20 protein-coding genes and 1 pseudogene are annotated in these 24,356 nt (G+C 65.4%); 16 read left to right on the top strand and 5 right to left on the bottom strand.

Going from position 1 to position 24,356, the window contains the following annotated elements:
• Positions 1-47 precede the first annotated feature (47 nt).
• On the top strand, positions 48-620 hold the full coding sequence (locus tag RUGAMON1_RS09930) for a TetR/AcrR family transcriptional regulator (RefSeq protein ID WP_445230356.1): 573 nt from the start codon (positions 48-50) through the stop codon (positions 618-620).
• A gap of 21 nt (positions 621-641) precedes the next feature.
• Here RUGAMON1_RS09930 and RUGAMON1_RS09925 read toward each other — a convergent pair whose 3' ends face one another.
• Complete coding sequence (locus RUGAMON1_RS09925; RefSeq protein WP_445230355.1) at positions 642-1,937, bottom strand: porin; 1,296 nt, start codon at positions 1,935-1,937, stop codon at positions 642-644.
• Positions 1,938-2,223: 286 nt separating this feature from the next.
• Here RUGAMON1_RS09925 and RUGAMON1_RS09920 point away from each other — a divergent pair, with 286 nt between their 5' ends.
• From RUGAMON1_RS09920 to RUGAMON1_RS09905, 4 genes are all read left to right on the top strand, one after another.
• Positions 2,224-3,870: a SulP family inorganic anion transporter gene (locus tag RUGAMON1_RS09920; protein WP_445230354.1), complete on the top strand. Its 1,647-nt coding sequence runs from the start codon at positions 2,224-2,226 to the stop codon at positions 3,868-3,870.
• A 172-nt stretch (positions 3,871-4,042) separates the two neighbouring features.
• Positions 4,043-6,577, top strand: a complete 2,535-nt coding sequence (locus RUGAMON1_RS09915; protein WP_445230353.1) for an ATP-binding protein — start codon at positions 4,043-4,045, stop codon at positions 6,575-6,577.
• A 79-nt stretch (positions 6,578-6,656) separates the two neighbouring features.
• Positions 6,657-8,861: a GGDEF/EAL domain-containing response regulator gene (locus RUGAMON1_RS09910; protein ID WP_445230352.1), complete on the top strand. Its 2,205-nt coding sequence runs from the start codon at positions 6,657-6,659 to the stop codon at positions 8,859-8,861.
• 22 nt (positions 8,862-8,883) lie between these two features.
• Complete coding sequence (locus RUGAMON1_RS09905; protein ID WP_445230351.1) at positions 8,884-10,671, top strand: DUF885 domain-containing protein; 1,788 nt, start codon at positions 8,884-8,886, stop codon at positions 10,669-10,671.
• Positions 10,672-10,683: 12 nt separating this feature from the next.
• Here the strand turns inward: RUGAMON1_RS09905 and RUGAMON1_RS09900 are convergent, their stop codons facing one another.
• A complete protein-coding gene (locus RUGAMON1_RS09900; RefSeq protein ID WP_445230350.1) occupies positions 10,684-12,066 on the bottom strand; it encodes a reverse transcriptase family protein in 1,383 nt (460 codons plus the stop codon).
• Between the two features lie 327 nt (positions 12,067-12,393).
• On the opposite strand from RUGAMON1_RS09900, the gene RUGAMON1_RS09895 reads away from it, so the two are divergent.
• Complete coding sequence (locus RUGAMON1_RS09895; RefSeq protein ID WP_445230349.1) at positions 12,394-13,773, top strand: DUF945 family protein; 1,380 nt, start codon at positions 12,394-12,396, stop codon at positions 13,771-13,773.
• A 3-nt stretch (positions 13,774-13,776) separates the two neighbouring features.
• Here RUGAMON1_RS09895 and RUGAMON1_RS09890 read toward each other — a convergent pair whose 3' ends face one another.
• Positions 13,777-14,673: an NAD-dependent epimerase/dehydratase family protein gene (locus RUGAMON1_RS09890; RefSeq protein WP_445230348.1), complete on the bottom strand. Its 897-nt coding sequence runs from the start codon at positions 14,671-14,673 to the stop codon at positions 13,777-13,779.
• A 102-nt stretch (positions 14,674-14,775) separates the two neighbouring features.
• A complete protein-coding gene (locus RUGAMON1_RS09885) occupies positions 14,776-15,468 on the bottom strand; it encodes a PEP-CTERM sorting domain-containing protein (RefSeq protein WP_445230347.1) in 693 nt (230 codons plus the stop codon).
• Between the two features lie 179 nt (positions 15,469-15,647).
• Between RUGAMON1_RS09885 and RUGAMON1_RS09880 the strand changes: the two genes are divergently transcribed.
• The 8 genes from RUGAMON1_RS09880 to RUGAMON1_RS09845 are packed head-to-tail and all read left to right on the top strand — an operon-like array spanning position 15,648 to position 21,288.
• Positions 15,648-16,505, top strand: coding sequence for an urease accessory protein UreD (locus tag RUGAMON1_RS09880; protein ID WP_445230346.1), 858 nt, complete (start codon positions 15,648-15,650; stop codon positions 16,503-16,505).
• A gap of 20 nt (positions 16,506-16,525) precedes the next feature.
• Positions 16,526-16,828, top strand: coding sequence for an urease subunit gamma (locus RUGAMON1_RS09875; protein ID WP_152807105.1), 303 nt, complete (start codon positions 16,526-16,528; stop codon positions 16,826-16,828).
• A gap of 11 nt (positions 16,829-16,839) precedes the next feature.
• Entirely contained in the window at positions 16,840-17,166 is a 327-nt protein-coding gene (locus RUGAMON1_RS09870; protein ID WP_332855761.1) for an urease subunit beta, read from the top strand.
• 1 nt (position 17,167) lies between these two features.
• Positions 17,168-18,868 (top strand): urease subunit alpha, encoded by a 1,701-nt coding sequence (ureC, locus tag RUGAMON1_RS09865; protein ID WP_445230345.1) that lies wholly within the window; start codon positions 17,168-17,170, stop codon positions 18,866-18,868.
• Positions 18,869-18,884: 16 nt separating this feature from the next.
• Positions 18,885-19,385 carry an urease accessory protein UreE gene (gene ureE / locus RUGAMON1_RS09860; protein ID WP_445230344.1) on the top strand — a complete coding sequence of 167 codons (501 nt, stop codon included), beginning with the start codon at positions 18,885-18,887 and terminating at the stop codon, positions 19,383-19,385.
• Between the two features lie 10 nt (positions 19,386-19,395).
• Positions 19,396-20,076, top strand: a complete 681-nt coding sequence (locus RUGAMON1_RS09855) for an urease accessory protein UreF (RefSeq protein WP_445230775.1) — start codon at positions 19,396-19,398, stop codon at positions 20,074-20,076.
• Positions 20,077-20,089: 13 nt separating this feature from the next.
• Complete coding sequence (gene ureG, locus RUGAMON1_RS09850; protein WP_445230343.1) at positions 20,090-20,734, top strand: urease accessory protein UreG; 645 nt, start codon at positions 20,090-20,092, stop codon at positions 20,732-20,734.
• Positions 20,731-21,288, top strand: a complete 558-nt coding sequence (locus RUGAMON1_RS09845) for a HupE/UreJ family protein (protein ID WP_445230342.1) — start codon at positions 20,731-20,733, stop codon at positions 21,286-21,288. Before ureG ends, RUGAMON1_RS09845 begins: the two co-directional genes overlap by 4 nt.
• On the opposite strand, the gene RUGAMON1_RS09840 is transcribed toward RUGAMON1_RS09845, so the two are convergent.
• Positions 21,285-21,911, bottom strand: a complete 627-nt coding sequence (locus RUGAMON1_RS09840; protein ID WP_445230341.1) for a 1-acyl-sn-glycerol-3-phosphate acyltransferase — start codon at positions 21,909-21,911, stop codon at positions 21,285-21,287. The two genes, RUGAMON1_RS09845 and RUGAMON1_RS09840, sit on opposite strands and share 4 nt — an antisense overlap.
• A 172-nt stretch (positions 21,912-22,083) precedes the next feature.
• On the opposite strand from RUGAMON1_RS09840, the gene RUGAMON1_RS09835 reads away from it, so the two are divergent.
• Together RUGAMON1_RS09835 and RUGAMON1_RS09830 are read left to right on the top strand one after the other, a co-directional pair.
• Positions 22,084-23,457 carry a sigma-54 dependent transcriptional regulator gene (locus tag RUGAMON1_RS09835; RefSeq protein WP_445230340.1) on the top strand — a complete coding sequence of 458 codons (1,374 nt, stop codon included), beginning with the start codon at positions 22,084-22,086 and terminating at the stop codon, positions 23,455-23,457.
• A 249-nt stretch (positions 23,458-23,706) separates the two neighbouring features.
• Positions 23,707-24,356 (top strand): annotated as a pseudogene (locus RUGAMON1_RS09830) (hypothetical protein); the annotation flags it as partial.

Genomic DNA, 24,356 nt, shown 5'->3' with positions numbered 1-24,356 from the left:
TACGCTCGTCATGTATGATGTCAATAGGTTTGGACAAGGAGTAAGACATGAAGGTCAGCAGGGAACAAGTGGCGCTCAACCGCGAGCGCATCGTGGAAACGGCGGCGCGGCTGTTCCGCGAAAAAGGCTACGACGGCATCGGCGTGGCCGATCTGATGAAGAGCGCCGGCCTGACGCATGGCGGCTTCTACGGCCATTTCGCCTCCAAGGAAGACTTGCTGGCCGAGGCCGCCGCCCATGCGCTGAAAAAGTCGGTGCAGCGCTGGGAAGGCTATCTGGCCGAAGGGCGCGACACGGCGCTGGAGAAAATCAGCGAAGGCTACCTGACCAGGCAGCATTGCGAGCATCCGGAGAAGGGCTGCTCGGTCACCGCGCTGGGCGCCGACATCGCGCGCCTCGGCCCCAAGGCACGCCACGCGCTGACCGAGGGCGCAATCGGGCAGATGGCGGTGCTGGAAGAGTTGATGCCGGGCGCGGATCCGGCCGCGCGGCGCAGGCAGGCGCTGGCCTCTTATGCCTCGATGGTTGGCGCCATCGTGCTGGCGCGCGCCGTCGACGATGAAGCGCTGTCCGCGGAAATCCTGCTGGCAGTGCAGCAATCGCTGCCCGCAGGATCCTAGCTTACGGGCTAGTCCGCCGCGTCAGAAGCGATGGCGTATGCCAAGCTGGATTCCCTTGCTGGCCTCGCCCGGCTTGGAGGTAAATCCGCCCGAGGCGCTGGCGGCGCCGATCGCATACTGGCCATCGCCCTGATTCCTGATGTAGGCCGCCACCATGTACAAATCGGTGCGCTTGGACAGGTTGTGGTCGTAGCCCAGGGCGAACTGGGTGGCGTCGCTGGCGGATGCGGTCTTGTCGTGCTGGCGCGCCACCGAAGCCATGATACGCCCGGCGCCGATCTGGTAGTGGAAGCCGACCTGGGTGCTGGCGGCGTCGAGGTAGAAGGTGCGTGTGAGCGTGTTGTGCAGTTGGCCCGCCAGCACCGGGCCGAGCACCGGGCCGAAGGCGGCGAAGGTCGGGGCCAGGGCGGCATCGGCGTACAGGATGATCACCGAGTTGTCGTTGCGCTGCCGGTGATAACCGGCGAACAGTTTCCAGTTGTCGATCTTGTAGGAACCGCCCAGCGTGGTGGTGATCAGGCCGGCATTGCCGAGTTGATCGGTGCCATGGTTGTAACCGAGGCCGACTTCCAACCCGTTCGCCTTATAGAACACGTTGGCGCCCGAGGAGCGTTTGTCCATGCCGACATAGCCCGAGTTCTCGGTGCCGTACATCAGCGCGGCACTGACGCCGTTCGGCATTTGCATGCGGTATTGTATCGATTTGTCGGAACGGATCGCCACGCCCGCGGTCAACAAGCCGCCGGTGCCGCCGACGATGCCGCCCCAGCCGCCGGCCGTGCCGGTTTCGAACACGTCGGCGTTGGCCAGCACTTCATAGTCGGGGGTGTACATCCGCCCGATCAGGACGGCGCCCACCGGCGTCACCAGGCCCACCATCGACGTGCGGTCGAACAGGGCGCCGTTGATGTTGACGTTGATCGCGGGCTGTAGCGCGCCTCGCACGCCGGCCAGCAGTTTGGCCGCGGTGGCCGCGCCGCCGGCGGCGGCCGGTACGGTGAAGTTCAAGCCTTTGGTCAGGGCGTAGCCCTGGTTGCTGGACAAATTGCCCGCCTGATTGCTGCCATTGTCGAGCTGCACGCGCATCTCAAGGTTGAAGACGGCCTTGTAGCCGCCGCCCATGTCTTCCGTACCCTTGAATCCCAGGCGGGAACCGTCGGCGATGCCGCTGACCAGTTTGGTCCGGGCGTCATTGCCGCCATTATTGACGTACATCAGGCCGGCGTCGGCAATCCCGTAGATCGCGACGGACGACTGGGCCAGGACGGGGGCGGTGCAGCATGCCGCGATCATGCCGACAAGTAATTTTGTTTTCATATGTCTCCGTGTCTCCATTAATTGTTTTTTTGTTTTCGATTTTAAACCGAACGTTCGTACTATTTAGAACGTTTCCTCAATATGCCAGTGCTGTCGGCACTTGTACAGAACGCCGCGCGTGGAGGGAAATTTCGAGTTGCAAAAGAGATACAAGCGCGGTTTGCCATCGTGACCGCAGCCGGTCTTATGTGATTTTCGTATATGAAAGAATAAAAAACGTCTAAGGCTGGGCCGCCCGGGCCCGATCGCGTAGACTGGCGGTATTTTCAAGTACCACGGACTGACAATGCTGCATTGGTTGAAGCACTACCGGCGCGAACTGCTGGCCGGCGACATCTCCGCCGGGCTGGTGGTGGCGATGATGATGATCCCGCAGGGCACCGCCTACGCGCTGGTGGCGGGCCTGCCGCCGGTGGTCGGGATTTACGCCAGCATCCTGCCGCCTATCATTTACGCGCTGTTCGGCAGCAGCATGACGCAATCGGTGGGGCCGATGGCCATCATCTCGCTGATGACGGCCACCGTCATCGGCCCGCTGGCGCCGGCCGGTTCTTCGCTGGCCGTGGTGCTGGCGGCGCAGCTGGCGCTGATCTCCGGCGCGGCGCTGCTGCTGTGCGGCGTGCTGCGCATGGGCTTCCTGGCCAACTTCTTTTCCCGTCCCGTGATGAGCGGCTTTACCGTCGGCTCGGCGCTGGTGATCGCCTACGACCAGCTGCATACCTTGCTCGGCGCCGAACTGCCTCATGTGCATCTGCCGAGCGCCGTGCTGGGCGTCGGTTCGCTGCTGCTGCTGGTGCTGTCCAAGCAGTACCTGGCCGGCCTGCTGAAACGCTGCGACATGCGCCCGGCGGCGGCCGACATCGCCGCCAAGCTGGCGCCGATGGTGATGGTATTGGCCGGCATCGCGCTGATGGCCACCACCGGCCTGGCCGACATGGGCGTGCGCACCACCGGCGCCATCCCCGGCGGCCTGCCGCAGCTGAACCTGGCCAGCTCCAGCGCGCACTGGAAGCCGCTGCTGCAACCGGGGCTGCTGATCGGCTTTATCATTTTCCTGATGTCGATGTCGGCGGCGCAGTCGCTGGCGCTCAAGCGCAACGAGAAGCTGGTCAGCAACCACGAGCTGATCGGCCTGGGCGCGGCCAATGTCGCCAGCGCGCTGACCGGCGGCTTCCCCGTCACCGGCAGCCTGTCGCGCTCCGCCGTCAATTTCGCCGCCGGCGCCCACACGCCGCTGGCCAGCCTGATCACCGCCGCGCTGCTGGCCTGCGCGCTGATTGCGCCCACCGGCTGGCTGGCGCTGCTGCCGCTGCCGGTGCTGGCCGCGACCATCATCGTCGCCGTGCTCGGCCTGCTGGAACTGGACATCGTGCGCACCGCCTGGCAGTACGACCGCGGCGACGTGCTGGCCTGGGGCGCGACCTGCCTGGGCGTGCTGGTGCTGGGCGTGGAGGCGGGCGTGGTGATCGGCGTGGCGCTGTCGATGGGCACCCTGATCTGGCGCGCCAGCCGGCCGCACATCGCGGTGCTGGGCCGCATCGCCGGCACCGAGCATTTCCGCAATATCGAACGCTATCCGGCCGAAACCCAGCCGGAACTGCTGGTGCTGCGCATCGACGCCAATCTGTTCTTCGGCAATATGGAGGCGGTGGTCGAGCGCATCGAATGCGAACTGGCCACCCACGCCAGCGCGCGTCACCTGGTGCTGGTGATGACGGCGGTCAGCTCGATCGACACCACCGCGCTGTACGCGCTGTGCGAACTGAACCAGAGCCTGAAGCGGCGCGCCATCGGCCTGCACCTGGCCGAAGTGAAGGGGCCGGTGCTGGACCGCCTGCGCAACAGCGCGCTGCTGCGCGAGCTGAACGGACAGCTGTTCCTGAGCACGGCCATCGCCTGCGACCATTTGCAGACTGTCAAGGATGTTGCTTGAATGTGTAAAAACTTGCTGTTCGTGTAATTTAATCCTTTTGGGCAATAAAATGCATGGACTTCAGGTCGGTTTACTCCTATGATTTAAGTCGACGCCCCATAGATTAACCCCAAAGAATGGTTTTCCGATGTTGGACCGACTTGCTCGCCGCGCAGGAAGAGTATCAATCGCCGTGTTCGTCAGCGTTACGCTGACCGCCGTGGTGACGCTGGTATTGACTACTTTTGCGCTGTACTTCTACCAGGTCGAGCGCGCCCAACGTTGGGAGCAGCTGCACAAGACGCTGGCCAACAGCGCCGAGGAACTGGCCGCCGCCGTGGCGCTGCCGGCCTGGAACTTCGACGAGACCCAGATCGTCACCATCATGAAGAGCGGCTTGAGCAACCGCGACCTGTACGCCAGCGCGGTGGCGCCGGTGGCCAGTAACCATCCCTTCATCATCACCCGCAACGACCAGGCGCAGCTGATCGCCACCAGCAGCATGCCGGATAATCCCGAGCTGCTGTCCGAGCGGCGCGCCATCGTCGCCGGCGGGCAGAACATCGGCGTCATCACCGTGTACGCCTCGCCGGCCGGCCTGATCGAGCAGCTGCGCCAGCGCCTGTACACCATCGCCGGCATGATCTTCGTGCTGGACGTGACGCTGGTGCTGAGCTTGTACCTGCTGCTGTGGCAGCTGATCCTCAAGCCGCTGACCACCATCGAACGCTACGCCGCCAACGTCAAGGCCGGCCAGAATCCGGGCGCCTTGCCGCCCAGCGACTGGTTCTTCGGCGAACTGAAAACCCTGAACGGCTCGATCCGCGAGATGGTGCGGCTGATGGACAGCCGCTACGTCGCCATGCACGCCAGCGAGGAGCGGCTGCAAATCGCCAGCAGCGCGGCGGCGATCGGCATCTGGGACTGGAACATCCCCAGCGACGAAGTGGTGTGGGACGAGCAGATGTACCGCCTGCACGGCATCGAAGGCCGCAAGGTGGAGCGGCCGTTCGAACTGTGGCGCAGCATGATGCATCCGGACGACGCCATCCCGACCGAGGCGCTGCTGCGCCAGGCGCTGAACGGCCAGGCGGAATTCGACGTCGAGTTCCGCGTGGTCTGGGCCGACGGCTCGGTGCACCACATCAAGGGCGACGCCATGATCTTCCGCGACGCCGACGGCCAGCCGGCGCGCATGGTCGGCGTCAACTACGACGTCACCGCCAGCCGCGTGGCCGAGCAGGAGCTGCGCCGCCACCGCATCCACCTGGAAGACCTGGTGGCCGAGCGCACCAACGCGCTGTCGGTCGCTGTGTTGCAGGCGCAGGCCGCCAACCAGGCCAAGAGCATCTTCCTGGCCAATATGAGCCACGAGCTGCGCACCCCGCTCAATTCCGTGATCGGCTTCTCGCGCCTGATGGCGGACTCCAAGAACATGCTGCCGGAAGAAAAACGCAACCTGGCCATCATCCACCGCTCCGGCCAGCACCTGCTCACGCTGATCAACGACATCCTGGAACTGTCCAAGATCGAGGCCGGCCGCGCCGTCCTGCAAACCGAGGTGGTGGGCCTGGACGACATGCTGCAGGAAGTGATGGACATGGTCAGCATGCGCGCCGGACAGACCGGCGTCGAGCTGGAACTGGACGCGGCCGGTCTGCCCGCCGGCGCCCGCGTGGACGGCACCAAGCTGCGCCAGGTGTTGCTCAACCTGATGTCGAACGCCGTCAAGTTCACGGGGCAGGGCAAGGTCACGCTGCGGGTGCGCGGCGCCATGCGCAATGTACTCAAGGGCGGCCGCTGCGAGCTGGAATTCGCCGTCATCGACAACGGCCCCGGCATCTCGCCGGCCGACCAGGCGCGCATTTTCGAACCCTTCATCCAGGCCGAAGGCCCCGGCGCGCAGGAAGGCACGGGCCTGGGCCTGACCATTTCGCGCGAATTCGTGCAGCTGATGGGCGGCGAGCTGACGGTGCAATCGGCGCGCGGCGCCGGCGCCACTTTCCGTTTCGCCATCGCGGTGCAGGTGGCCGACGGCGTGCCGTTCGACGGCGAGGACGATGAAGTGGCCGCGCTGGCGCCGCCGCAGCGCGGCCGCCGCATCCTGGTGGCCGACGACAACGCCGACGGCTGCGCGCTGCTGGAAAGCCTGCTGCAGCCGCTGGGCTTCGAGGTGGCGGTGGTGGGCGACGGCGCGCAGGCGCTGGCGATGGTCGACGTCTGGCGGCCGGACCTGGTGTTCATGGACTGGCGCATGCCGGCGCTCGATGGCCTGAGCGCGACGCGCCAGATCCGCGCCAACGCCGCCGGCCCGCAGCCGAAGGTGGTGGTGCTGACCGCGTCCGCCTTTGCCGAGGAGCGGGAGGAGGCGCTGGGCGCGGGCGCCGATGAATTCATGCGCAAGCCGGTGGAACAGGAGCAGTTGTACGCGGTGCTGGAGCAGCAGCTGGGGGTGCAGTTCCAGCGCCGCCACCACAGCGCGCGCCTGCCTCTGCCGCCGCCGCTGTCGCGCGACGACCTGGGCTTGCTGGAGCCGGCGCTGCGCCAGCAGCTGAAAACCGCCTTGCAGGAGCTGAACCTGGCGCGCGTGGCGCTGTTATTGGCGCCCTTGCCGCTGGAGCTGGGCGAAGTGGTCGAACGCATCGAGCACATGATACGGCTGCACCAGTATCCTCAGCTGTGCGGTTTGCTGGACGAAGCGGGGAATGAGCTGGAAGCGCAAGCCTGACGGGTATATCATAGTGTCAGCAAATATGGCGGCAAACGTGGCGGCAAACATGGCAGCAAACCAGGCGAAAGAGCATTACATGCATCGGGATTTGTCGGAACAACACACCAAGGGCGAAGTGCTGATCGTGGAGGACACGCCGGCCTCGCTCAAACTGCTGAGCGACCTGCTGACCGAAGCGGGCTACTACGTGCGCCAGGCGCCCAACGGCGAGCTGGCCCTGTGGACCGCGCAGTCACGTCCGCCGGAACTGATACTGCTCGACGTCCGCATGCCCGGCATCGACGGTTTCGAGGTGTGCCGCCGCCTGAAAGCGTCGCCGGAACTGAACCAGGTGCCGGTGATCTTCCTGTCGGCCCAGCATGACACCGACGACAAGGTGCGCGGCTTCGCGCTGGGCGCCGTCGACTTTATCGCCAAGCCGTTCCAGGCCGAGGAAATCCTGGCCCGCACCGACGCCCACGTGCGGCTGGGCCGCGCCCAGCAGGCGCTGGCGGCCGAACGCGCCCTGCTGGAGGAGCGCGTGATCGAGCGCACCACCGAGCTGGCCGCGCTGGCCGCGTCGCTGGAGAAGGAAATCGAGCAACGCCGCGCCAACGAAGAGTTCATGCGTCTTTCCAGCCAGGTGTTCGAGGCGACCCAGGACGCCATCGTCGTCACCGACCGCGATGCGCGCATCGTCGCCACCAATCCCGCCTTCACCCAGATCTCCGGCTACAGCGCGGAGGAGGTGGTGGGGCAGAGCGTGGCGCTGCTGCACGCCGGCGAACCGGACGCCAAGTCCTTCGAGCTGATGGCGCAGTCCATTGTCAAGACCGGCCACTGGTCGGGCGAGATCCTGGCGCGCCGCAAGAACGGCGACACTTATCCCGGCCTGCTGAGCGCCTCGGTGGTCAAGGACGAGCAGGGCCACGTGATCAACCACGTGGCGGTGTTCATGGACCTCACCGAGCGCAAGGCCGAGCAGCACCTGATCGATTTCCTGTCCAACCACGACGCCCTGACCGGCCTGCCGAACCGCCTGCTGGCGCGCCAGCGCTTCGAGCAGACGCTGGCCGCGGCCAAGCGCGAGCACCGCTGCGTGGCCGTCATGTGCCTGGACCTGGACCGTTTCAAGAGCATCAACGACTCCTACGGCCACGACGTCGGCGACAAGGCGCTGCAGGTGGTGTCGAAGTTCCTGACCGAGACCGTGCGCGAAGGCGACATCGTGACGCGCCAGGGCGGCGACGAATTCCAGATCATCGTGCCGGACGACGCCCAGCTGGGCGCGACGATGGCGCTGGCGCAGAAGATCCTGGGAGGCCTGCGCAAGGAGCTGATGATCGACGGCCAGCAGCTCACCGTCACCTCCAGCATCGGCATCGCCGTCAGCCTGACCGACGGCGACAGCTTCGATGAGCTGGTGCGCAACGGCGACACCGCGCTGTTCCGCGCCAAGGAGATCGGCCGCGACAACTACGCCTTCTTCACCGAGCGCATGGACGCCGAGATCCGCGACAAGCTGGCGATCCAGGGCCAGCTGCGCGGCGCCATCGCGCGCGACGAATTCGAGGTGCACTACCAGCCGCAAATGTGTTTGAAGACCGGCGCCATGCTGGGCGCGGAAGCGCTGCTGCGCTGGGATAACGCGGTGCTGGGCAAGGTGCCGCCGAACCGCTTCATCCCGCTGGCCGAGGAATACGGGCTGGTGAACTCGATCGGCGAATGGGTGCTGGAGAGCGTGTGCGCGCAAATCAAGGTGTGGCACGACCAGGGGCTGGGCGACATCAAGGTGTCGGTCAACCTGGCGGCCGGACAGTTCGCCAACGACGCCACGGTACCGTATGTGGAAAGCACGCTGCGCAAGTTCGGCGTCGCGCCCGAGTACCTGGGCCTGGAAATCACCGAAGGCACGGTGATGGGCGATCCGGACAAGGCGGTGGCGGCGTTGCGCCGGCTGAAGGCCATCGGCGTCAGCGTCTCGCTGGACGACTTCGGCACCGGCTATTCCAGCCTGAGCTACCTGAAGCGCTTCCCGATCGACGTGCTGAAGATCGATAAATCCTTCGTCGACGACGTCACCACCAGCGCCAACGACGCCGCCATCGCGCTGTCGGTGATCTCGCTGGCGCACAACCTGAACATGCGCGTGATCGCGGAAGGCGTCGAGACCCGCGAGCAGGTGCAGTTCCTGACCGAACGCGGTTGCGACGAGATGCAGGGCTACTTCTTCAGCCGTCCCGTCAGCGCCGAAGCCTTCACCGCGCTGCTGCGCGAGCACCGTAACCTGTTGGACATGTAATCAACCCTTCCCCTGGAGTGTTATGGAAAAGAAGTTCAGCGCCGCCATCGCCGGCGCATGCATGCTGTTAGCCGCAGCCACCGTCACCGTGGCCGCACATGCCGATCCGGCGCCGGCCATCAAGCCCGGTCCCGCCGACGCGCAGTTCAAAGCCATCTACACCCAGGAGTGGAAATGGCGCATCAGCCAGAAACAGGAAGAGGATGAAGACGACGACAACGGCGTCTCGCCGTCGCTGCCGCGCATCGACGCCGCCACCCAGGCCAAGCGGTTGGCGTACTGGCAGGGCGTGATGAAGAAGCTGGACGGCATCTCGCAGGACAAGCTGTCGGCGCCGGAGCGCATCAACTACCAGGTGTACAAGGCGCAGATCGCCGCGCTGATCGCCGGCCAGGTGTTCCGCGAATACGAGAAGCCGCTGAACGCCGATTCGGCCTTCTGGTCCAATATGGCGTCCGGCGCGCGCAAGCCGCTGACCAACGAAAAGCAGTACCGGGACTATCTGAAGCAGCTGGCGGAGACGCCGCGCTACTTCAACGAGGAGATGGACAATATGCGCGCCGGCCTGGCGCGCGGCTTCACGCCGCCCAAGGTCACGCTGATCGGCCGCGATTCGTCGATCACCTCCGTCACCGACGCCAAGACGCCGCAGGATACGGTGTTCTACTTCCCGTTCAAGAGCATGCCGGCCACGATGCCGGCGGCGCAGCAGGAAGCGCTGCGCGCGGAAGGCGTGAAGGCGATCCAGGCCTACGTGCTGCCGTCGTATGCCAAGCTGCTCAAGTTCATGCGCGAGGAGTATGTGCCGAAGGCGCGCGAGGCGCTGGCGGCCGAGAGCCTGCCTGACGGTAAAGCCTACTACCAGTCGAAGATCGTCGAGTTCACCACCACCACGATGAGCGCGGACCAGATCCACCAGATCGGCCAGAGCGAAATGGCCAAGATCCGCGCCGAGATGCACGATGTAATCAAACAGACCGGCTTTGAAGGCGACCTGCCGGCCTTCCTGCAATTCCTGCGCACCGATTCGCGCTTCTACGCCAAGACGCCGGAAGAGCTCTTGATGCGCTCCGCCTGGGTGGCCAAGAAGTTCGACGCCAAGGTCGGCCAGTACTTCGGCTACCTGCCGCGCCGCCGCTTCGCCGTGATCCCGGTGCCGGACGACCAGGCGCCGTTCTACACCTCGGGCCGCGGCGGTCCGGGCGTCTACCTGGTCAACACCTACAATCTGCCGGCGCGCGCGCTGTATTCGATGCCGGCGCTGACGCTGCACGAATCGGCGCCGGGTCACGCGTTCCAGATGCCGGTGGCGATGGAGCAGAAGGGGCATCCGCCGTTCCGTAACGCCTACATCTCGGCGTATGGCGAAGGCTGGGCGCTGTATTCGGAGCGGCTGGGCGTGGAGATGGGCATGTACGAAACGCCGTACGAGGTGTTCGGTATGTTGAGCTACCAGGCCTGGCGCGCGTCGCGGCTGGTGGTCGACACGGGCATCCACAGCAAGGGCTGGACCCGCAAGCAGGCGCAGGACTACCTGCACGACAACACCGCGCTGTCCGACCACGAGATCGAGACGGAAGTGGACCGCTATATTTCGTGGCCGGGCCAGGCGCTGTCCTACTATCTGGGCGAGATGAGCATCATCAACGCGCGCAAGAAGGCCGAGGCGGCGCTGGGGACCAAGTTCGACATCCGCGCCTTCCACGACACGGTGCTGCAACTGGGTTCCGTGCCGCTGCCGGTGCTGGAGGCGCGCATCGACCTGTTCATCGCGGAAGGCGGCAAGAGCCCGTATCCCAACCTGGACTAGACTGATCGATCGTCAGCCGGACCACGCAACGGCCTCCAACAGCCGTTGCAGTTTGACTGCGCGATTCGCATTGACCATCTTCACAAAAGAGATCCGGCCCGCCAGGTAGGCGCGGAAGTCGGGATGGCGATCGTGGTTCTGGGACGCAGGGCCGTGGCGCGCGCAGTTGGTCAGCATGGCTTTCAGCTTGTCGTACTCATCGCGCGCGATGTTGGGACGGGCGTTGACCACAACGCCCGTCAACTGCTGGCGCGTTCCTTCGCGCATCAGCCGCGTCTTGCGGGTGTTGATGCGGAAGCCTTCTTCGAGCGCAATCGCGGCGACCTGGATATGAAAGCGTTCCGCAGTGCGGGCAAAATCCCGATCGCCGGAAAATGCCAGGTCGTCGGCGTAGCGGCTGTAGGTCGCGCCTAGCGACTGCGCCAGCGCTTCCAGGCGCAGGTCGAGCCGGTAGGCGCACAGATTGGCCAGCGCGGGCGAGCATGGGGAGCCTTGCGGCAGGTGGGGTGACTTCAAGGCCTGACGCTCGGTCCACTGGACCGTGGCGCCTTCTTGCTTTTCCCGAAAAATTCCCTGCGGTGCGCGGTTCACGCAAATGCGGGCCAGCGTTCCGGCGACTTTGGGCGGGTAGTCCAGTTTCTCAAACAGTGCCTGGATGCGCGCGAGCTGTATGCTCGGGAAAAAATCCTTCAGGTCCATGCGGATGACGGCGTGCCGGCCCGCGTGCTGTGCGGCGTGCGTGACGCAGGAATGTCCGCGCCGGAAGCCGTGGGCGGCTGGATGCGGCGGCAGTCGATCGAGTATGTGGCGCAGTATCTTTTGCTGCAGACGGCGAAGCCGCGCCTTGGGGATTTCGATCAGGCGCAGGCCGCCGCTGCGTTTTGGCACCCATCGGTAGTGGTAATGCTGCAGGGGCGATTCCTTGTCGCCGGCAAGGCGCCATTGATCGGCAAACCAGTCAAGTGCGCCGACCGGTTCATCCAGCCACGCGGCGAGGGCGCCGAGCGTGGGCAGTTGCGGCAGCGCGAGCGCGGCCACCCATGCGGCCGTGGGCGGGCGAATAGGCGGATCGATGCAATAGCGCCGTACTTCCGGCAGCTCCAGCCGCTCCTGCTCCGCGATGTCGCCGCCATCCTCGTCGTCATCCTCGTCGTCGTCATTGACGTCGCCACCGCCGCGACCGAGCAGCTGCAGAAGGATGCCGGCGATTTCGTGCCGGCTGAAGCGATAGAAGTTTTCGCCGGTCCGTTCGATGAGCGCGGCGCAGAGCGTGGGCGTCCACAACGGCGACATACCGAACACGCGGCCGCACGCTGCGATCAAGCCTTGCAGGCTGCCGTCCGATGCCAGCATCGTGTCGGCCAACGCCAACACGGTAAGTTTTTCGATATTCATGCGTAGTGAAAAGGAGCGGAGAGCCTTCAACGAGTCTCGTGATGCGTGAGCTGTCTTGCGTGGTAACGCAACGCGGCTCATGCGGCGAAGTGCTGAGCATTCAATATCCCACGGGGTAGCCCCGTAGAGGCTGTCCCTGCACGCGGCAAAGACAGGCCGGCTTGAAGGATCCGCCCCGCCGACACGGTAGCGGAATTTTAATTAAAAATCAACAGTGGATGTGAGCTAACCGATCTGTAATTCGAACGTGACAATGCGTGTATTTCCGCACGGTGCCGGGTGTGTAGAATCGCGCCCCTACGATAACCATCCTCTTCGGGCAGCACGTTGAAAAAATCGATACTCGCAGTAGCCATCGCCGGCGCCTTGCTGGCGCATACGTCCATCCAGGCCATCGAGCAGGCACCACCTTCCCAGGCGCAGTCGCCGGCGCCGGCCAAGCCGGTCAAGTCGGCCCTCTTCGAAGCCATCACTGCCGCCGCCAAAGAAATCAACGCGGCGATGGGCGGCGAGACCGACACCGTGAAGCGGCTGGAGATTCTTTCGAAACTTGAGTTTTCGCCCGAACTGCGCGCCCAGCTGAAGGAAGTATTCGGCAGCGAGCGTGGGATACCGGTGCTGCGTACCAGCGGCCCGAAGGGACAGGCCATTTACACGACTAAGCTGGCGCCGCACACCTATCTGGACGAAAGTGCTGTGGCGTTTTCGTGGGCCGAACTCAATTCCAGGTCCGTCGTTAATAAAGCCGGCACCACGCTCGATTCCAGCATGACCTGGCCGTCCTTGTCCATTGTCGGCGCCTCGGCCAGCGGGACGATAGAGAAAATGAGCATGGACCTGAAGCAGGCACGCGCGAAGGACGGCCTTTGGTACGGCACCGTCGGGATGAAGGTGGGCGCGGTGGCGGTGCGAGGGACTACGCCGGGTAGCTCCGAATTCAAGGAAACCGCGCGACTGGAGGACATCGCCGTCAACGGCGGGGTTGCGCTGCGCGGCAAGAAGGCCGACGCGAGCTATGCCCTCTCGATCAAGTCGATCGTGTTCGGCGGCGACCGTGTCGACCGTGCCAATTTCGGCATGCACGTGCTGAACCTGCCGGCGCAGGCGCTGGCGGACCTTGACCATGAAATAAAAAAAATACAGGGTAGCGGCTTGCCTGCCGACGCCCAGACCGAGGTGACGCTGAAGACGATGAAGTCGTTCGGCAAGAGCATGGCGACCAGCGGCGCCAGCCTGGTGATCGACGATATCAGCGCCGCGTATCACGGGAACACGGCGTCGATCAAGGGCTGCGTCGATTTCGACAAGGTGGTGGAAGCCGACTTCGACGCGCCGATTGAGCTGGCCAAGAAGATCATCGCGCGCTTCGACGTGCGCCTGCCGGTGGCGATGGTGAACGACGTCTCGCGCCTGATGGCGAGCAAGCAGGTGGATGCTGCGGCGCCCAACAGCGCCGGCCAGATCGACCTGGCGGCCAAGAACATCGCCGGCCTGGTGATCGGCAAACTGGTGAACGAGGGCTTCGCCGTGATGGATAAAGGCGAACTGCGTTCGACGATCGACATCAGGAACGGCAAGGTCACCTTCAACGGCAAGATCGTTCCGATTCCGGGCATGCCGAACGGTGACCTGGTGCAGGTCTATCAACGTGCTAAGGCGGCGCCTGTTCCTGTTCCTGTCCCGACACCGACGCCGGCCAAACAGTAAGCCTTAGCCGCGCAGCATGTCGCCCGCGATCCAGTCCAGAACTGGCGGGCGATGCGGCTTCCAGCCCAGTTGCGTGCGCGCCCGTTGTCCGCGCACGCGGCTGTTGGAGCCCAGGCCGTACGAGGCCATTTCATAACCCCATTCTTCCTTGGCCTGTTCCAGCGGCCAGTCCTGCGGCTCGCCCAGGTTCAGCGCGCGGGCGATGGCGGCAGTCATGTCGCGGAACGAAGCCTCGCCGCTTTCGACGAAATAGAACGCGCCCGCTTCGGTCTTCTCCAACGCCAGCAGATACAGGTCGACCACGTCGTCGATGTGGACGTTGGACCAGATATTCAAGCCACGCCCCACGTGGCGCACGATGCCGCTCTTGCGGGCCTGCTTGAGCAGGCGTGGCAGCTGCACGCTGTCGCGCGGCAGCGCACCGTGGCCGTAGATCAGCGTATTGCACAGCACCGCCGAGCGCACGCCTTTGGCGGCGGCAGCCAGCACCAGGTCGTCGATGGCGACGCGCGCGGCCTTGTCGGCGGTGGGGGCGGGGAGTTGGTCTTCGAAGTAGATGCGGTCCGTGCCTTCGCCGCCGGAGGCGTCGCCGACGATGCTGGAACCGCTGGTGTGCAGGAATACCTTGCCGGAGCCGGCCAGGGCGTCGACCAAGGCTTCGACGGCGGCGCGGTTGTCGCTGCTGGCGGCGTTGATGACGGCGTCCGCCGCCCGCGCCTGGGCGATCAGCAGATCGCGGTCGTTCAGGGTGCCGACCACGCCGGTCACGCCGATTTTTGCCAGTTCCTCCAGCTGTTCCGGCTTGCGTACCAGGCCAGTTACCTGATGACCCGCGCGTACCAGTCCCGCTGCGATCGAACCGCCGATGAAGCCTGCTGCGCCAGTGACGAATACTTTCATGTCGTGCTCACTTAATCAAATCGAGAAGTGAACAGTATGGGGATGAACGCCGCGCGCAAACAGCCCGCGCGGCGCAAAGTACTCTTGATTGTCAGGCAAAGATCAGGCTTGAGCTTTGCGTTGCTTGCGCTTGGCGACCACGCCCAGCATGGCCAGGCCGGCCAGCAGCATGGCGTAGGCGTCGGCTTCCGGCACCGGCGCGGCGGCCACGGCGAAGGACAGGTTGTCGGCGTAGCCGTCGTTGTAGGAACCGGCGTTGCGGGTCATGGTCAGCGTGATGCCGACGTTGAGCGTGCCGACCGGGATGTAGCCTTGTGCGTCGCGCAGCAGCAGGCCGATCTGGTTGCCGCGGTCGGCGTTGGAGACCGGACCAATGCTGGCTTCGGACAGTTTCGCGCCGCCGCTGCCGAAGAAGGTCGCGGTCAGTGCGGCGTTGTCGTTCTGCGAGTCGTAGCCGCCCAGCCAGGCCGACAGGTCGAAGCGCGAGGCGCCGGTGTTGATCGTCGCGCTCAATGCGGACAGGTCGATGGTCTGGGTGGCGCTGGTCTTGGCCGAAACGCCGCCGCCGAAGAAGTAAGTGCCGCGATTCGCAGGGCCTGGATCGGCAAGCGATGGGAAGCCGCCGGCAGCGCCGTAGTTGACGACTTCAAAACCCGGCGTGGTGGCCCAGCCGGCAGTGCTGCCGGTTTCGGCATTGCCGTTGGCGATCAGGTTGGAACCGAAGGTGCTCGCTTGCGCGGCTGGCGTCAGCGCCAGGGCAACCGCCACGGCGGCCGCAAAAGTAGTGAATCGCATTGCTGTCCTTGAACGATAAAAATGGTGCTTATTTTACATGCAAAATTAACATAAGTAAAAGGCGATGTCGGCATCCTGCGCACCATTGCGGTGCGCGGGGCTCTCTTTGGTGCGAAAAATGTTCTTACGGCCGATGTAGCCCGTCATTCAGCTGGCATGACGCTTGCATTACGTCATTCATGCCCGATACCACCGCATCCAGAGAACTCGCCGCCAGCCCTAGCGCATGGCAGGCCTGCCTCGCCCTCGGTTTTGCCGACGACGGCGGCGTCACGCGGCTGTTCGACAATCGCCACTACGGCCCGCTGCGCGTGCAGAAGGCGCTGTACCCGGAGGACGCCAAGGTGTGCCACGCCATCGTGGTCCATCCGCCTGGTGGCGTGGTGGGCGGCGACCAGCTGGCGATCACGGTCGGCGTCGGCGCGCAGGCGCATGCCTTCCTCACCACGCCAGGCGCCGCCAAGTGGTACAAGGCCAACGGCAAGGTGTCGCGCCAGAGCGTGCGCCTGACCGTGGGCGCAGGCGCCGCACTCGAATGGCTGCCGCAAGAAACCATCTTTTTTGATACCGCTAACGTGGTGCTGGAGCAGCACGTCGAACTGGCGGCCGGCGCCACCTACATCGGCTGCGAGATCCTCTGCATGGGCCGGCGCGGCTCCGGCGAAACCTTCGACACCGGCACCGTCACCCAGCGCAGCAGCATCCGCCGCGACGGTCGGTTGATCTGGTGGGAGCAGGGCGCGATGCTGGGCGGTCGCCTCGGCAGCCCGCTGGCGCTCAATGGCAAAACCGTCTGCGCCACGCTGATCGCCGCCGGCAAGCCGCTCAGCGCCGCCGTGCTGAGCGAGATCCGCGCCGATATTCAAGCCGACGGCGACCACGTCTTCGGCGTCACGCAAACCAAGGGCGTGCTGGTCGCGCGCCACCTGGGCGACGACAGCGAAACCGCGCGCCGCCTGATGCTCACCGTCTGGCGCCGTTTGCGCCCGCATCTGCTGGAGCGCGCGGCCGTGACGCCGCGCATCTGGCAAACCTGAAGCTAAACCTGAGAAACACCATGGACCTGACACCAAGAGAAAAAGACAAGCTGCTGATTTTCACCGCCGGCATCGTGGCGGAACGCCGCCTCGCGCGCGGCCTGAAGCTGAACTATCCGGAAGCGGTGGCGCTGATCACCTGCGCCATCATGGAAGGTGCGCGCGACGGCAAGACCGTGGCGCAGCTGATGTCCGAGGGCACCCGCATCCTCACGCGCGCCGACGTCATGGAAGGCATACCCGAAATGATCCCCGACATCCAGGTCGAAGCCACGTTCCCCGACGGCAGCAAGCTGGTGACCGTCCATAACCCCATCCCCTAAAGGAGGTCATCATGATCCCAGGCGAATACATACTCGAAGAGGGCGAGATCGGCCTCAATGAAGGCCGTGCCACCGCGACCGTCGTGGTGACCAACCAGGGCGACCGGCCGGTGCAGGTCGGCTCGCATTTCCATTTTTTTGAAGTCAACACGGAGCTCAAGTTCGAGCGCTGGAAGGCCTACGGCATGCGCCTGAATATCGCCGCCGGCACCGCCGTGCGTTTCGAGCCGGGCCAGCAGCGCACGGTGGAACTGGTGAAGCTGGGCGGCGATCAAAAGGTCTACGGCTTCAATGGAAAAGTCATGGGCAAGCTCGATCCCAATCCATCGAAGGGCTGATATGGCTACAATCTCGCGCCGCGCCTACTCGGAAATGTTCGGCCCCACCAAGGGGGACCGCATCCGCCTGGCTGACACCGAACTGTTTATCGAAATCGAACACGATTACGCCACCTATGGCGAAGAAGTCAAATTTGGCGGCGGCAAAGTGATCCGCGACGGCATGGGCCAGTCGCAGCGCGTGGCCGCCGAGGTGATGGACACGGTGATCACCAACGCGGTGATCGTCGACCACTGGGGCATCGTCAAGGCCGACATCGGCCTGAAGAGCGGCATGATCGCCGCCATCGGCAAGGCCGGCAACCCTGACATCCAGCCGAATGTGACGATGGCCATCGGCGGCGCCACCGAGATCATCGCCGGCGAAGGCATGATCGTCACCGCCGGCGGGGTCGACACGCACATCCACTTCATCTGCCCGCAGCAGATCGAGGAAGCGCTGATGAGCGGCGTGACCACCATGATAGGCGGCGGCACCGGTCCCTCGGCCGGCACCTCGGCCACCACCTGCACGCCGGGGCCCTGGCACCTGCACGCGATGCTGGGCGCGGCCGACGCCTTCCCGATGAACCTGGGCTTCCTCGGCAAGGGCAACGTCTCGCTGCCGGAGCCGCTGGAAGAGCAGGTGCGCGCCGGCGCCATCGGCCTGAAGCTGCACGAGGACTGGGGCAGCACCCCGGCCGCCATCGACAACTGCCTGTCCGTGGCGGACCGCATGGACGTGCAGGTCGCCATCCACAGCGATACGCTGAACGAAGGCGGCTACCTGGCCGATACCCTGGCCGCGTTCAAGGACCGCACCATCCACACCTTCCACACCGAAGGCGCGGGCGGCGGCCACGCGCCGGACATCATCGCGGCGGTGGGCGAATCGAACGTGTTGCCGTCGTCGACCAATCCCACGCGCCCGTTCACCGTCAATACGCTCGACGAGCACCTGGACATGCTGATGGTGTGCCATCACCTCGACGCGGCCATCGCCGAGGACGTGGCCTTCGCCGAATCGCGCATCCGCCGCGAGACCATCGCGGCCGAGGACATCCTGCACGACATTGGCGCGATCTCGATGATGTCGTCCGATTCGCAGGCCATGGGCCGGGTCGGCGAAGTGGTGATGCGCACCTGGCAGACCGCGCACAAGATGAAGGTGCAGCGCGGGCCGCTGGCGCCGGATTCGTCGCGCAACGATAACTTCCGCGTCAAGCGCTACATCGCCAAGTACACGATCAACCCGGCCATCACGCACGGCATCGCGCACGCGGTGGGTTCGCTGGAAGTGGGCAAGATCGCCGACCTGGTGTTGTGGAAGCCGGCCTTCTTCGGCGTCAAGCCGCAGACGATTTTAAAAGGCGGCATGATCGCCGCCGCGCAGATGGGCGACCCGAACGCCTCGATCCCGACGCCGCAGCCGGTGCACTACCGGATGATGTTCGGCGCCTTCGGCGGCGGCTTGAAGAAGTCGTTCACCTTTGTCTCGCAGGCGGCGTTCGACGCCGGCATCGGCGACCGGCTCAAGTTGAACAAGACGCTGATCGTCGCCAAAAACATGCGCGCGCTGCGCAAGTCCGACATGATCCATAACGGCGCCACGCCGAAGATGAGTGTCGATCCCGAAACCTATGAAGTGCGCGCCGATGGCGAGTTGCTGGTCTGCGAAGCCGCGGCCACGCTGCCGATGGCGCAGCGCTACTTCTTATTCTGATGAAGTTTGACGACCTATGCTGACACTGCACACTAAAATCCCGAGCGCGGACAACATCGCGGCGCAACTGGTGCTGCCATACGAACTGCGCGAAAAATGCCGCCTGCGGGCGACGCTCGATACCGGCGAGGACGTCGCCGTGTTCACCGTGCGCGGCACCGTGCTGCGCGATGGCGACCTGCTGACCGGCGAGGACAAGCGCGTGGTCAAGGTGGTGGCCGCGCCGGAGCCGACCTACAAAATCACCTGCGCCGATGCGCACACCTTGCTGCGCTGCGCTTTCCATCTGGGGAACCGCCACACGCAGGCCCAGGTAGGCGACGGCTTCCTGCGCATCCGCGCGGACGCGGTGCTGAAGGAAATGCTGGCCGGGCTGGGCGCGACGGTGGTGGAGGAGAAGGCCGCCTTCGAGCCGGAGTCCGGCGCGTACGGCGGCGGGCATGCGCATCATCATGACGGTCCGCTGGCGCCGATCCCGCTGCGCCAGAAGATCCACCGTCCCGGCGATCCGAAATGATGAGCGCATGATGCAAGCCTCGGCGCTGCTCAACCTCCTGCAATTCGCCAGTCCGGCCCTGCCGATCGGCGCGTACAGCTATTCGCAGGGGCTGGAGGCGGCGCTGGAAACCGGCATCGTCCACAACGCCGACACCGCGCGCGCCTGGATACTGCGCCATCTGCACGAGGTGGTCGCGCAGTGGGAGGCGCCGGTGTGCTGGCGCCTGATGCAAGCTTGGTCGCGGCGCGACTGGCAGGCCGCCGCCGAATGGAGCGAGCGCTTCATCGCCTCGCGCGACAGCGCCGAGTTCCGCGCCGAGACCATCCAGATGGGCTACTCGCTGACCAAGCTGGTGGCGGAGCTGGGCTTCGTCGACGCCGAGATGCTGGCGCAGCTGCAGGGCGAGCCGGAAGTCGCCTTGCCGACCGCCTTTGCCTGCGCCGTCGCCGCGCTGGACATCCCGCACGACGCCGCCTTGCTGGCGATGCTGTTCGCGTGGGCCGAGAACCAGGTGCTGGTCTGCGTCAAATCCGTGCCGCTGGGGCAGGTGGCGGGCCAGCGCATCTTGCTGTCGCTACGGGCGGATATCGAAGCCGCCGCCCGCCACGCGCAAACCGTCGCCGACGACGACATGAGCAACTGGGCCCCCGGCCTGTCGCTGCTGTCGATGCAACATGAAGTGCAGTACAGCCGTTTATACCGATCTTAAAGAGAGACACATCATGACACCAACTTCCAATCCCCTGCGCGTCGGCATCGGCGGCCCGGTCGGCTCCGGCAAGACCGCCTTGTGCGAGATGCTGTGCAAAGGCATGCGCGATCAATTCGACATGGCCGTCATCACCAACGACATCTACACCAAGGAAGACATGGAGATCCTGCTGCGCGCCGACGCGCTGCCGGCCGAGCGACTGATGGGCGTGGAGACCGGCGGCTGTCCGCACACGGCGATCCGCGAAGACGCGTCGATCAACCTCGAAGCGATCGCGCGCATGCAGGCCGACTTCCCCAATCTTGACCTGATCCTGGTGGAATCGGGCGGCGACAACCTGGCCGCCACCTTCAGCCCGGAGCTGTCGGACCTGACGATCTACGTGATCGACGTGGCCGGCGGCGAGAAGATCCCGCGCAAGGGCGGTCCCGGCATCACCCGTTCCGATCTGCTGATTATCAACAAGACCGACCTGGCGCCGCACGTCGGCGCCGATCTCGAGGTGATGGCGCGCGACGCCAAACAGCAGCGCGGCGCGCGGCCGTTCGTGTTCACCAATCTGCGCAGCGGCGACGGCGTGGCCGCCGTCATCGATTTCATCCGCGAGCAAGGCCTGCTCGGACAAACTCCTCACTTTGCAAAGGAAATCCTATGAAGACGCAACGCATCGCGGCGGCAGCCGCACTGGTACTGGTCTGCGCCGCCGCGTCGGCCCACCCGCAAACGGGCGGCGCGCACACGCACGGCTTTTTCGACGGCTTCGTCCACCCGTTCACCGGCCTCGATCACTTGCTGGCGATGCTGGCGGTGGGGATCTGGAGCGCGCGCCAGTCCAACGCGCAGTGGCTGCCGGCGACCTTCGTCGGCATGATGCTGTTCGGCGTGCTGACCGGCGTGGCGGGGCTGGCGATACCCGGACTGGAAACCGGCATCGCGCTGACGGTGGCCTTGATGGGGGTGATGATCGCGGTGGCGGTGCGCCTGCCGGCGGCGCTGGGCGCGCTGATGGTCGGCGCGTTCGCGCTCTTGCACGGCAACGCGCACGGCCACGAACTGCCTGAGGCGGCCAGCGCCATGGGCCTGCTGGCCGCCAGCGCGCTGCTGGTCTGCGGGGGAAGGATGCTGGGCCGCGTCAGCCCGGCGCTGGCGCTGAAGCTGGCCGGCGCCGCGATCGCCGCCACCGGCGTGATGCTGGTGGCGACCGCCTAGGTTCGGTCGCGCGTTTCGGTGCGGCGTTCCTGCAGCACGATGGGCGCCGCGTTGGCGGGATACAGGCCCTGGTGGCCGTCGAAGCCGGCGCGGATGGCGGCCAGGTCGGTCTCCTGGTCGCCGGTCAGGAATACGTGATCGACCAGGCCCAGCGTCTTGTTCGGATAGTCGATATACACCAGCACCAGCGGCACCTTGGCCTCCAGCGCCAGATGGTAGAAGCCGCTCTTCCAGTTCGGACGATAGCCGCGCGTGCCTTCCGGCGTGATGCCGACCCAGTACCAGTCGGCCGCGTTCATGCGTTGCGCCTGCAGCTTGATGGTGCCGCTCGGTGTGCCGCGCTCGACCGGCTCGCCGCCCAGCGCGCGGAACCATTTGCCCAGCAGCGGCAATTTGAACAGCGAGTCCTTGGCCAGCCAGCGGAACGGCAGGTTCAGCGCCCACTTGCCGAACAGGCCGACCATGAAATCCCAGTTGGACGTATGGGGATAGATCACGCAGATGCCGCGCGGGCCGGGCAGTGTGCGAAACAGCATGCGCCAGCCGAACAGGCCCAGGATGCGCAAGGCCGTGCGCTGGCCCCAGCTCGGCAGATCCGCCGGCTTCAGTTGAAAATCGCTCATGTAGTTGATCCCGTCGTTATTTTTAACTTATTTTCACTATTGACAGGCTGGCATATCCCTCGTCAAAAAAACTGCGCAGGCATTCTATCCGGACGCCGGGGGCGCGGCAAGCTGCTTGTGTTTGCTGAAATTGAAAGGTTGAACTTTTTTTATTCATTGCCGTCCAACGGTGATGACGAAAAAAACCATACTCTGCCTGGCACTCGGGTGTCCCGCCTTGGCGGACACGCTCAACGCCGCAGTGGAGGGATGGGAAGTATACAGCGCGGTGACGCTGGCAGAGGCGCGCCGCCAGTTGAAGGCGCGCCCCACGCTGGTGGGCGTGCTGCTGGTGGAGGCGCATGACGAGCAGTCGTGCGCCGCGATGGATGGCTTCCTGCTCGAGCATTGGGATGTGCACTGGGTGGCGGTGCTGCATGCGCCGGCGCTGGAATCGCCGGCCTGGCGCCAGCTGGTGCACGACCACTGCGGCGACTTTCACACCTGGCCGCTGGACGCCCAGCGGCTGCGCCATACGCTGGGCCATGCGCTTGGCCTGGCGGCGCTGCGCCGCGCGCCGGCGGGGCGCGGGCCGGTCCAGCGGGAACCCGCGCTGACGGGACAGTCGGCCGCCATCGTCAGGCTGCGGCGGCAGATCGTCAAGGTGGCGGGCGCCAGCGCGCCGGTGCTGATCTGGGGCGAAAGCGGCAGCGGCAAGGAGCTGGCCGCGCAGGCCGTGCACGCGCATTCGCCGCGCCGCGACGGTCCATTCGTGCCCATCAATTGCGGCGCGATTCCGGCCTCGCTGATCCAGTCCGAACTGTTCGGCTACGAGCGCGGCGCCTTTACCGGCGCGGCGCGCGAGAAGCGCGGGCTGATCGAGACGGCCCAGGGCGGCTCGATCTTCCTCGACGAGATCGGCGATCTGCCGATGGAGCTGCAAGCCAATCTGCTGCGCTTCCTGCAGGAGAAGACCATCTACCGTCTCGGTTCCACACGCAGTATCGCGGTCGACGTGCGGGTGATCGCGGCCTCGCACGTCAACCTGGCGCAGGCGGTGGCGCGCGGCGCCTTCCGCGAAGACCTGTACTACCGGCTCAACGTGCTGGCGCTGGATGTGCCGCCGCTGCGCGAGCGGCGCGAGGATCTGCTGCCGCTGGCCGAACATTTTTTCCACGTGTATTCCAGCGAGCGGGCGCCGCGCGTCAAGGGCTTCAGCGTGCGGGCGGCGCAGGCGATCCGCGACTACGACTGGCCCGGCAATGTGCGCGAGCTGCTCAACCGCGTGCGGCGGGCGATGGTGATGGCCGAGGGACGGCTGATCCTGCCGCATGACCTGGGACTGGACGTGGAACCGGCGTCGCGCATCGCCGCGCCGCTGGACGACGCCCGCATCCGCGCCGAGCGCGACGCCATCGACGCCAGTCTGCAGCGGGCCGGCCGCAATATCACGCTGGCCGCGCGCGACCTCGGCGTCTCGCGCATGACGCTGTATCGCCTTCTGGCCAAGCACGGCATCGAGGCGCCGTCGCGCGCCTGTTACACCGCCGCGCCGCCGTCGAAATAGCGGCTGGCGCTGGGGCGCGCGGCGTGGCGCTGCTGTCGCGCTGTCACATCGGTGTGACGTATAGCGCCGTACTGTGTGCGCCGGCGTAGGCATCGGATTGGCGGCGGCCATGAATTCCCCCTTGTTTTCAACGGTTTGCGCGCGCGGCGCCGGTGCTGGCATCAAGCTTGCGGAAGAGGGTGGGGCCGGGAGATCGGTCCCCTGGCAACCATTCAATCAACCGTACAACTTGTTAGGTAGGGAGCAGCTATGAAGAAAACTCTGATCAGCGCGGCCATCGCGCTGGCGTTTGGCGCAAGTGCAGCGTATGCGCAAACCACTACGCCACCGACGACGGCAACGACCCAATCCGGCGCCGGCGCCCACGCGAACGACAACGCTTCGGCGGTCCAGGACAGCAGCAACAAGAACAACAATAACAACAGCACCGGCGGCGCGGCGGCCAGCCAGATCGGCGCCGCGGCGGCCAACAACGGCGCCACGGCCACCTCGTCGCTCACCAATGCGTACAACACCTCGTCCGCCAACGCCAACAGCAACCTCACTGGCACCGTCAGCAACAACACCGTGCATGACATCGGCAACAACGCTGGCAACAGCGCCGGCAGCACCGGCGGCGCAGGCGGCGCCGGCACTGGCGGTGCGGCCACGGGCGGCGCGGCCGCCGGTACCGGCGGCCTGGGTGGCAACAGCGCCGGCGGCAATGGTGCGGCCGGCGGCCTGGGCGGCAACGCCACCAACGGTAGCGCCACCAATAGCGCGCCCACGGTGGGCGCCAGCAACGGCGGCGCGCTGGCCCATTTCGGACCGGGCGGCAACGCCGTGCAAATGCGCTACCGCAGCGAGTGGCTGGCGGCGCTGGCCGCATCTGAGGCAAATTTGCAACGTGGCTTGTTCAG

The sequence above is a fragment of the Duganella rhizosphaerae genome (assembly GCF_040364205.1).
Classification (GTDB): Bacteria; Pseudomonadota; Gammaproteobacteria; order Burkholderiales; family Burkholderiaceae_D; genus Rugamonas; species Rugamonas rhizosphaerae.
Note: the sequence above shows the minus strand (reverse complement) of the source record. Positions and strands in the feature narration are given on the sequence as shown.

Coding starts and splice junctions, on each gene's coding strand:
- RUGAMON1_RS09930 (WP_445230356.1), top strand. CDS start 48: ATGAAGGTCAGCAGGGAACAAGTGGCGCTCAACCGCGAGCGCATCGTG.
- RUGAMON1_RS09925 (WP_445230355.1), bottom strand. CDS start 1,937: ATGAAAACAAAATTACTTGTCGGCATGATCGCGGCATGCTGCACCGCC.
- RUGAMON1_RS09920 (WP_445230354.1), top strand. CDS start 2,224: ATGCTGCATTGGTTGAAGCACTACCGGCGCGAACTGCTGGCCGGCGAC.
- RUGAMON1_RS09910 (WP_445230352.1), top strand. CDS start 6,657: ATGCATCGGGATTTGTCGGAACAACACACCAAGGGCGAAGTGCTGATC.
- RUGAMON1_RS09905 (WP_445230351.1), top strand. CDS start 8,884: ATGGAAAAGAAGTTCAGCGCCGCCATCGCCGGCGCATGCATGCTGTTA.
- RUGAMON1_RS09900 (WP_445230350.1), bottom strand. CDS start 12,066: ATGAATATCGAAAAACTTACCGTGTTGGCGTTGGCCGACACGATGCTG.
- RUGAMON1_RS09890 (WP_445230348.1), bottom strand. CDS start 14,673: ATGAAAGTATTCGTCACTGGCGCAGCAGGCTTCATCGGCGGTTCGATC.
- RUGAMON1_RS09885 (WP_445230347.1), bottom strand. CDS start 15,468: ATGCGATTCACTACTTTTGCGGCCGCCGTGGCGGTTGCCCTGGCGCTG.
- RUGAMON1_RS09880 (WP_445230346.1), top strand. CDS start 15,648: ATGCCCGATACCACCGCATCCAGAGAACTCGCCGCCAGCCCTAGCGCA.
- RUGAMON1_RS09875 (WP_152807105.1), top strand. CDS start 16,526: ATGGACCTGACACCAAGAGAAAAAGACAAGCTGCTGATTTTCACCGCC.
- RUGAMON1_RS09870 (WP_332855761.1), top strand. CDS start 16,840: ATGATCCCAGGCGAATACATACTCGAAGAGGGCGAGATCGGCCTCAAT.
- ureC (WP_445230345.1), top strand. CDS start 17,168: ATGGCTACAATCTCGCGCCGCGCCTACTCGGAAATGTTCGGCCCCACC.
- ureE (WP_445230344.1), top strand. CDS start 18,885: ATGCTGACACTGCACACTAAAATCCCGAGCGCGGACAACATCGCGGCG.
- RUGAMON1_RS09855 (WP_445230775.1), top strand. CDS start 19,396: ATGCAAGCCTCGGCGCTGCTCAACCTCCTGCAATTCGCCAGTCCGGCC.
- ureG (WP_445230343.1), top strand. CDS start 20,090: ATGACACCAACTTCCAATCCCCTGCGCGTCGGCATCGGCGGCCCGGTC.
- RUGAMON1_RS09845 (WP_445230342.1), top strand. CDS start 20,731: ATGAAGACGCAACGCATCGCGGCGGCAGCCGCACTGGTACTGGTCTGC.
- RUGAMON1_RS09840 (WP_445230341.1), bottom strand. CDS start 21,911: ATGAGCGATTTTCAACTGAAGCCGGCGGATCTGCCGAGCTGGGGCCAG.
- RUGAMON1_RS09835 (WP_445230340.1), top strand. CDS start 22,084: ATGACGAAAAAAACCATACTCTGCCTGGCACTCGGGTGTCCCGCCTTG.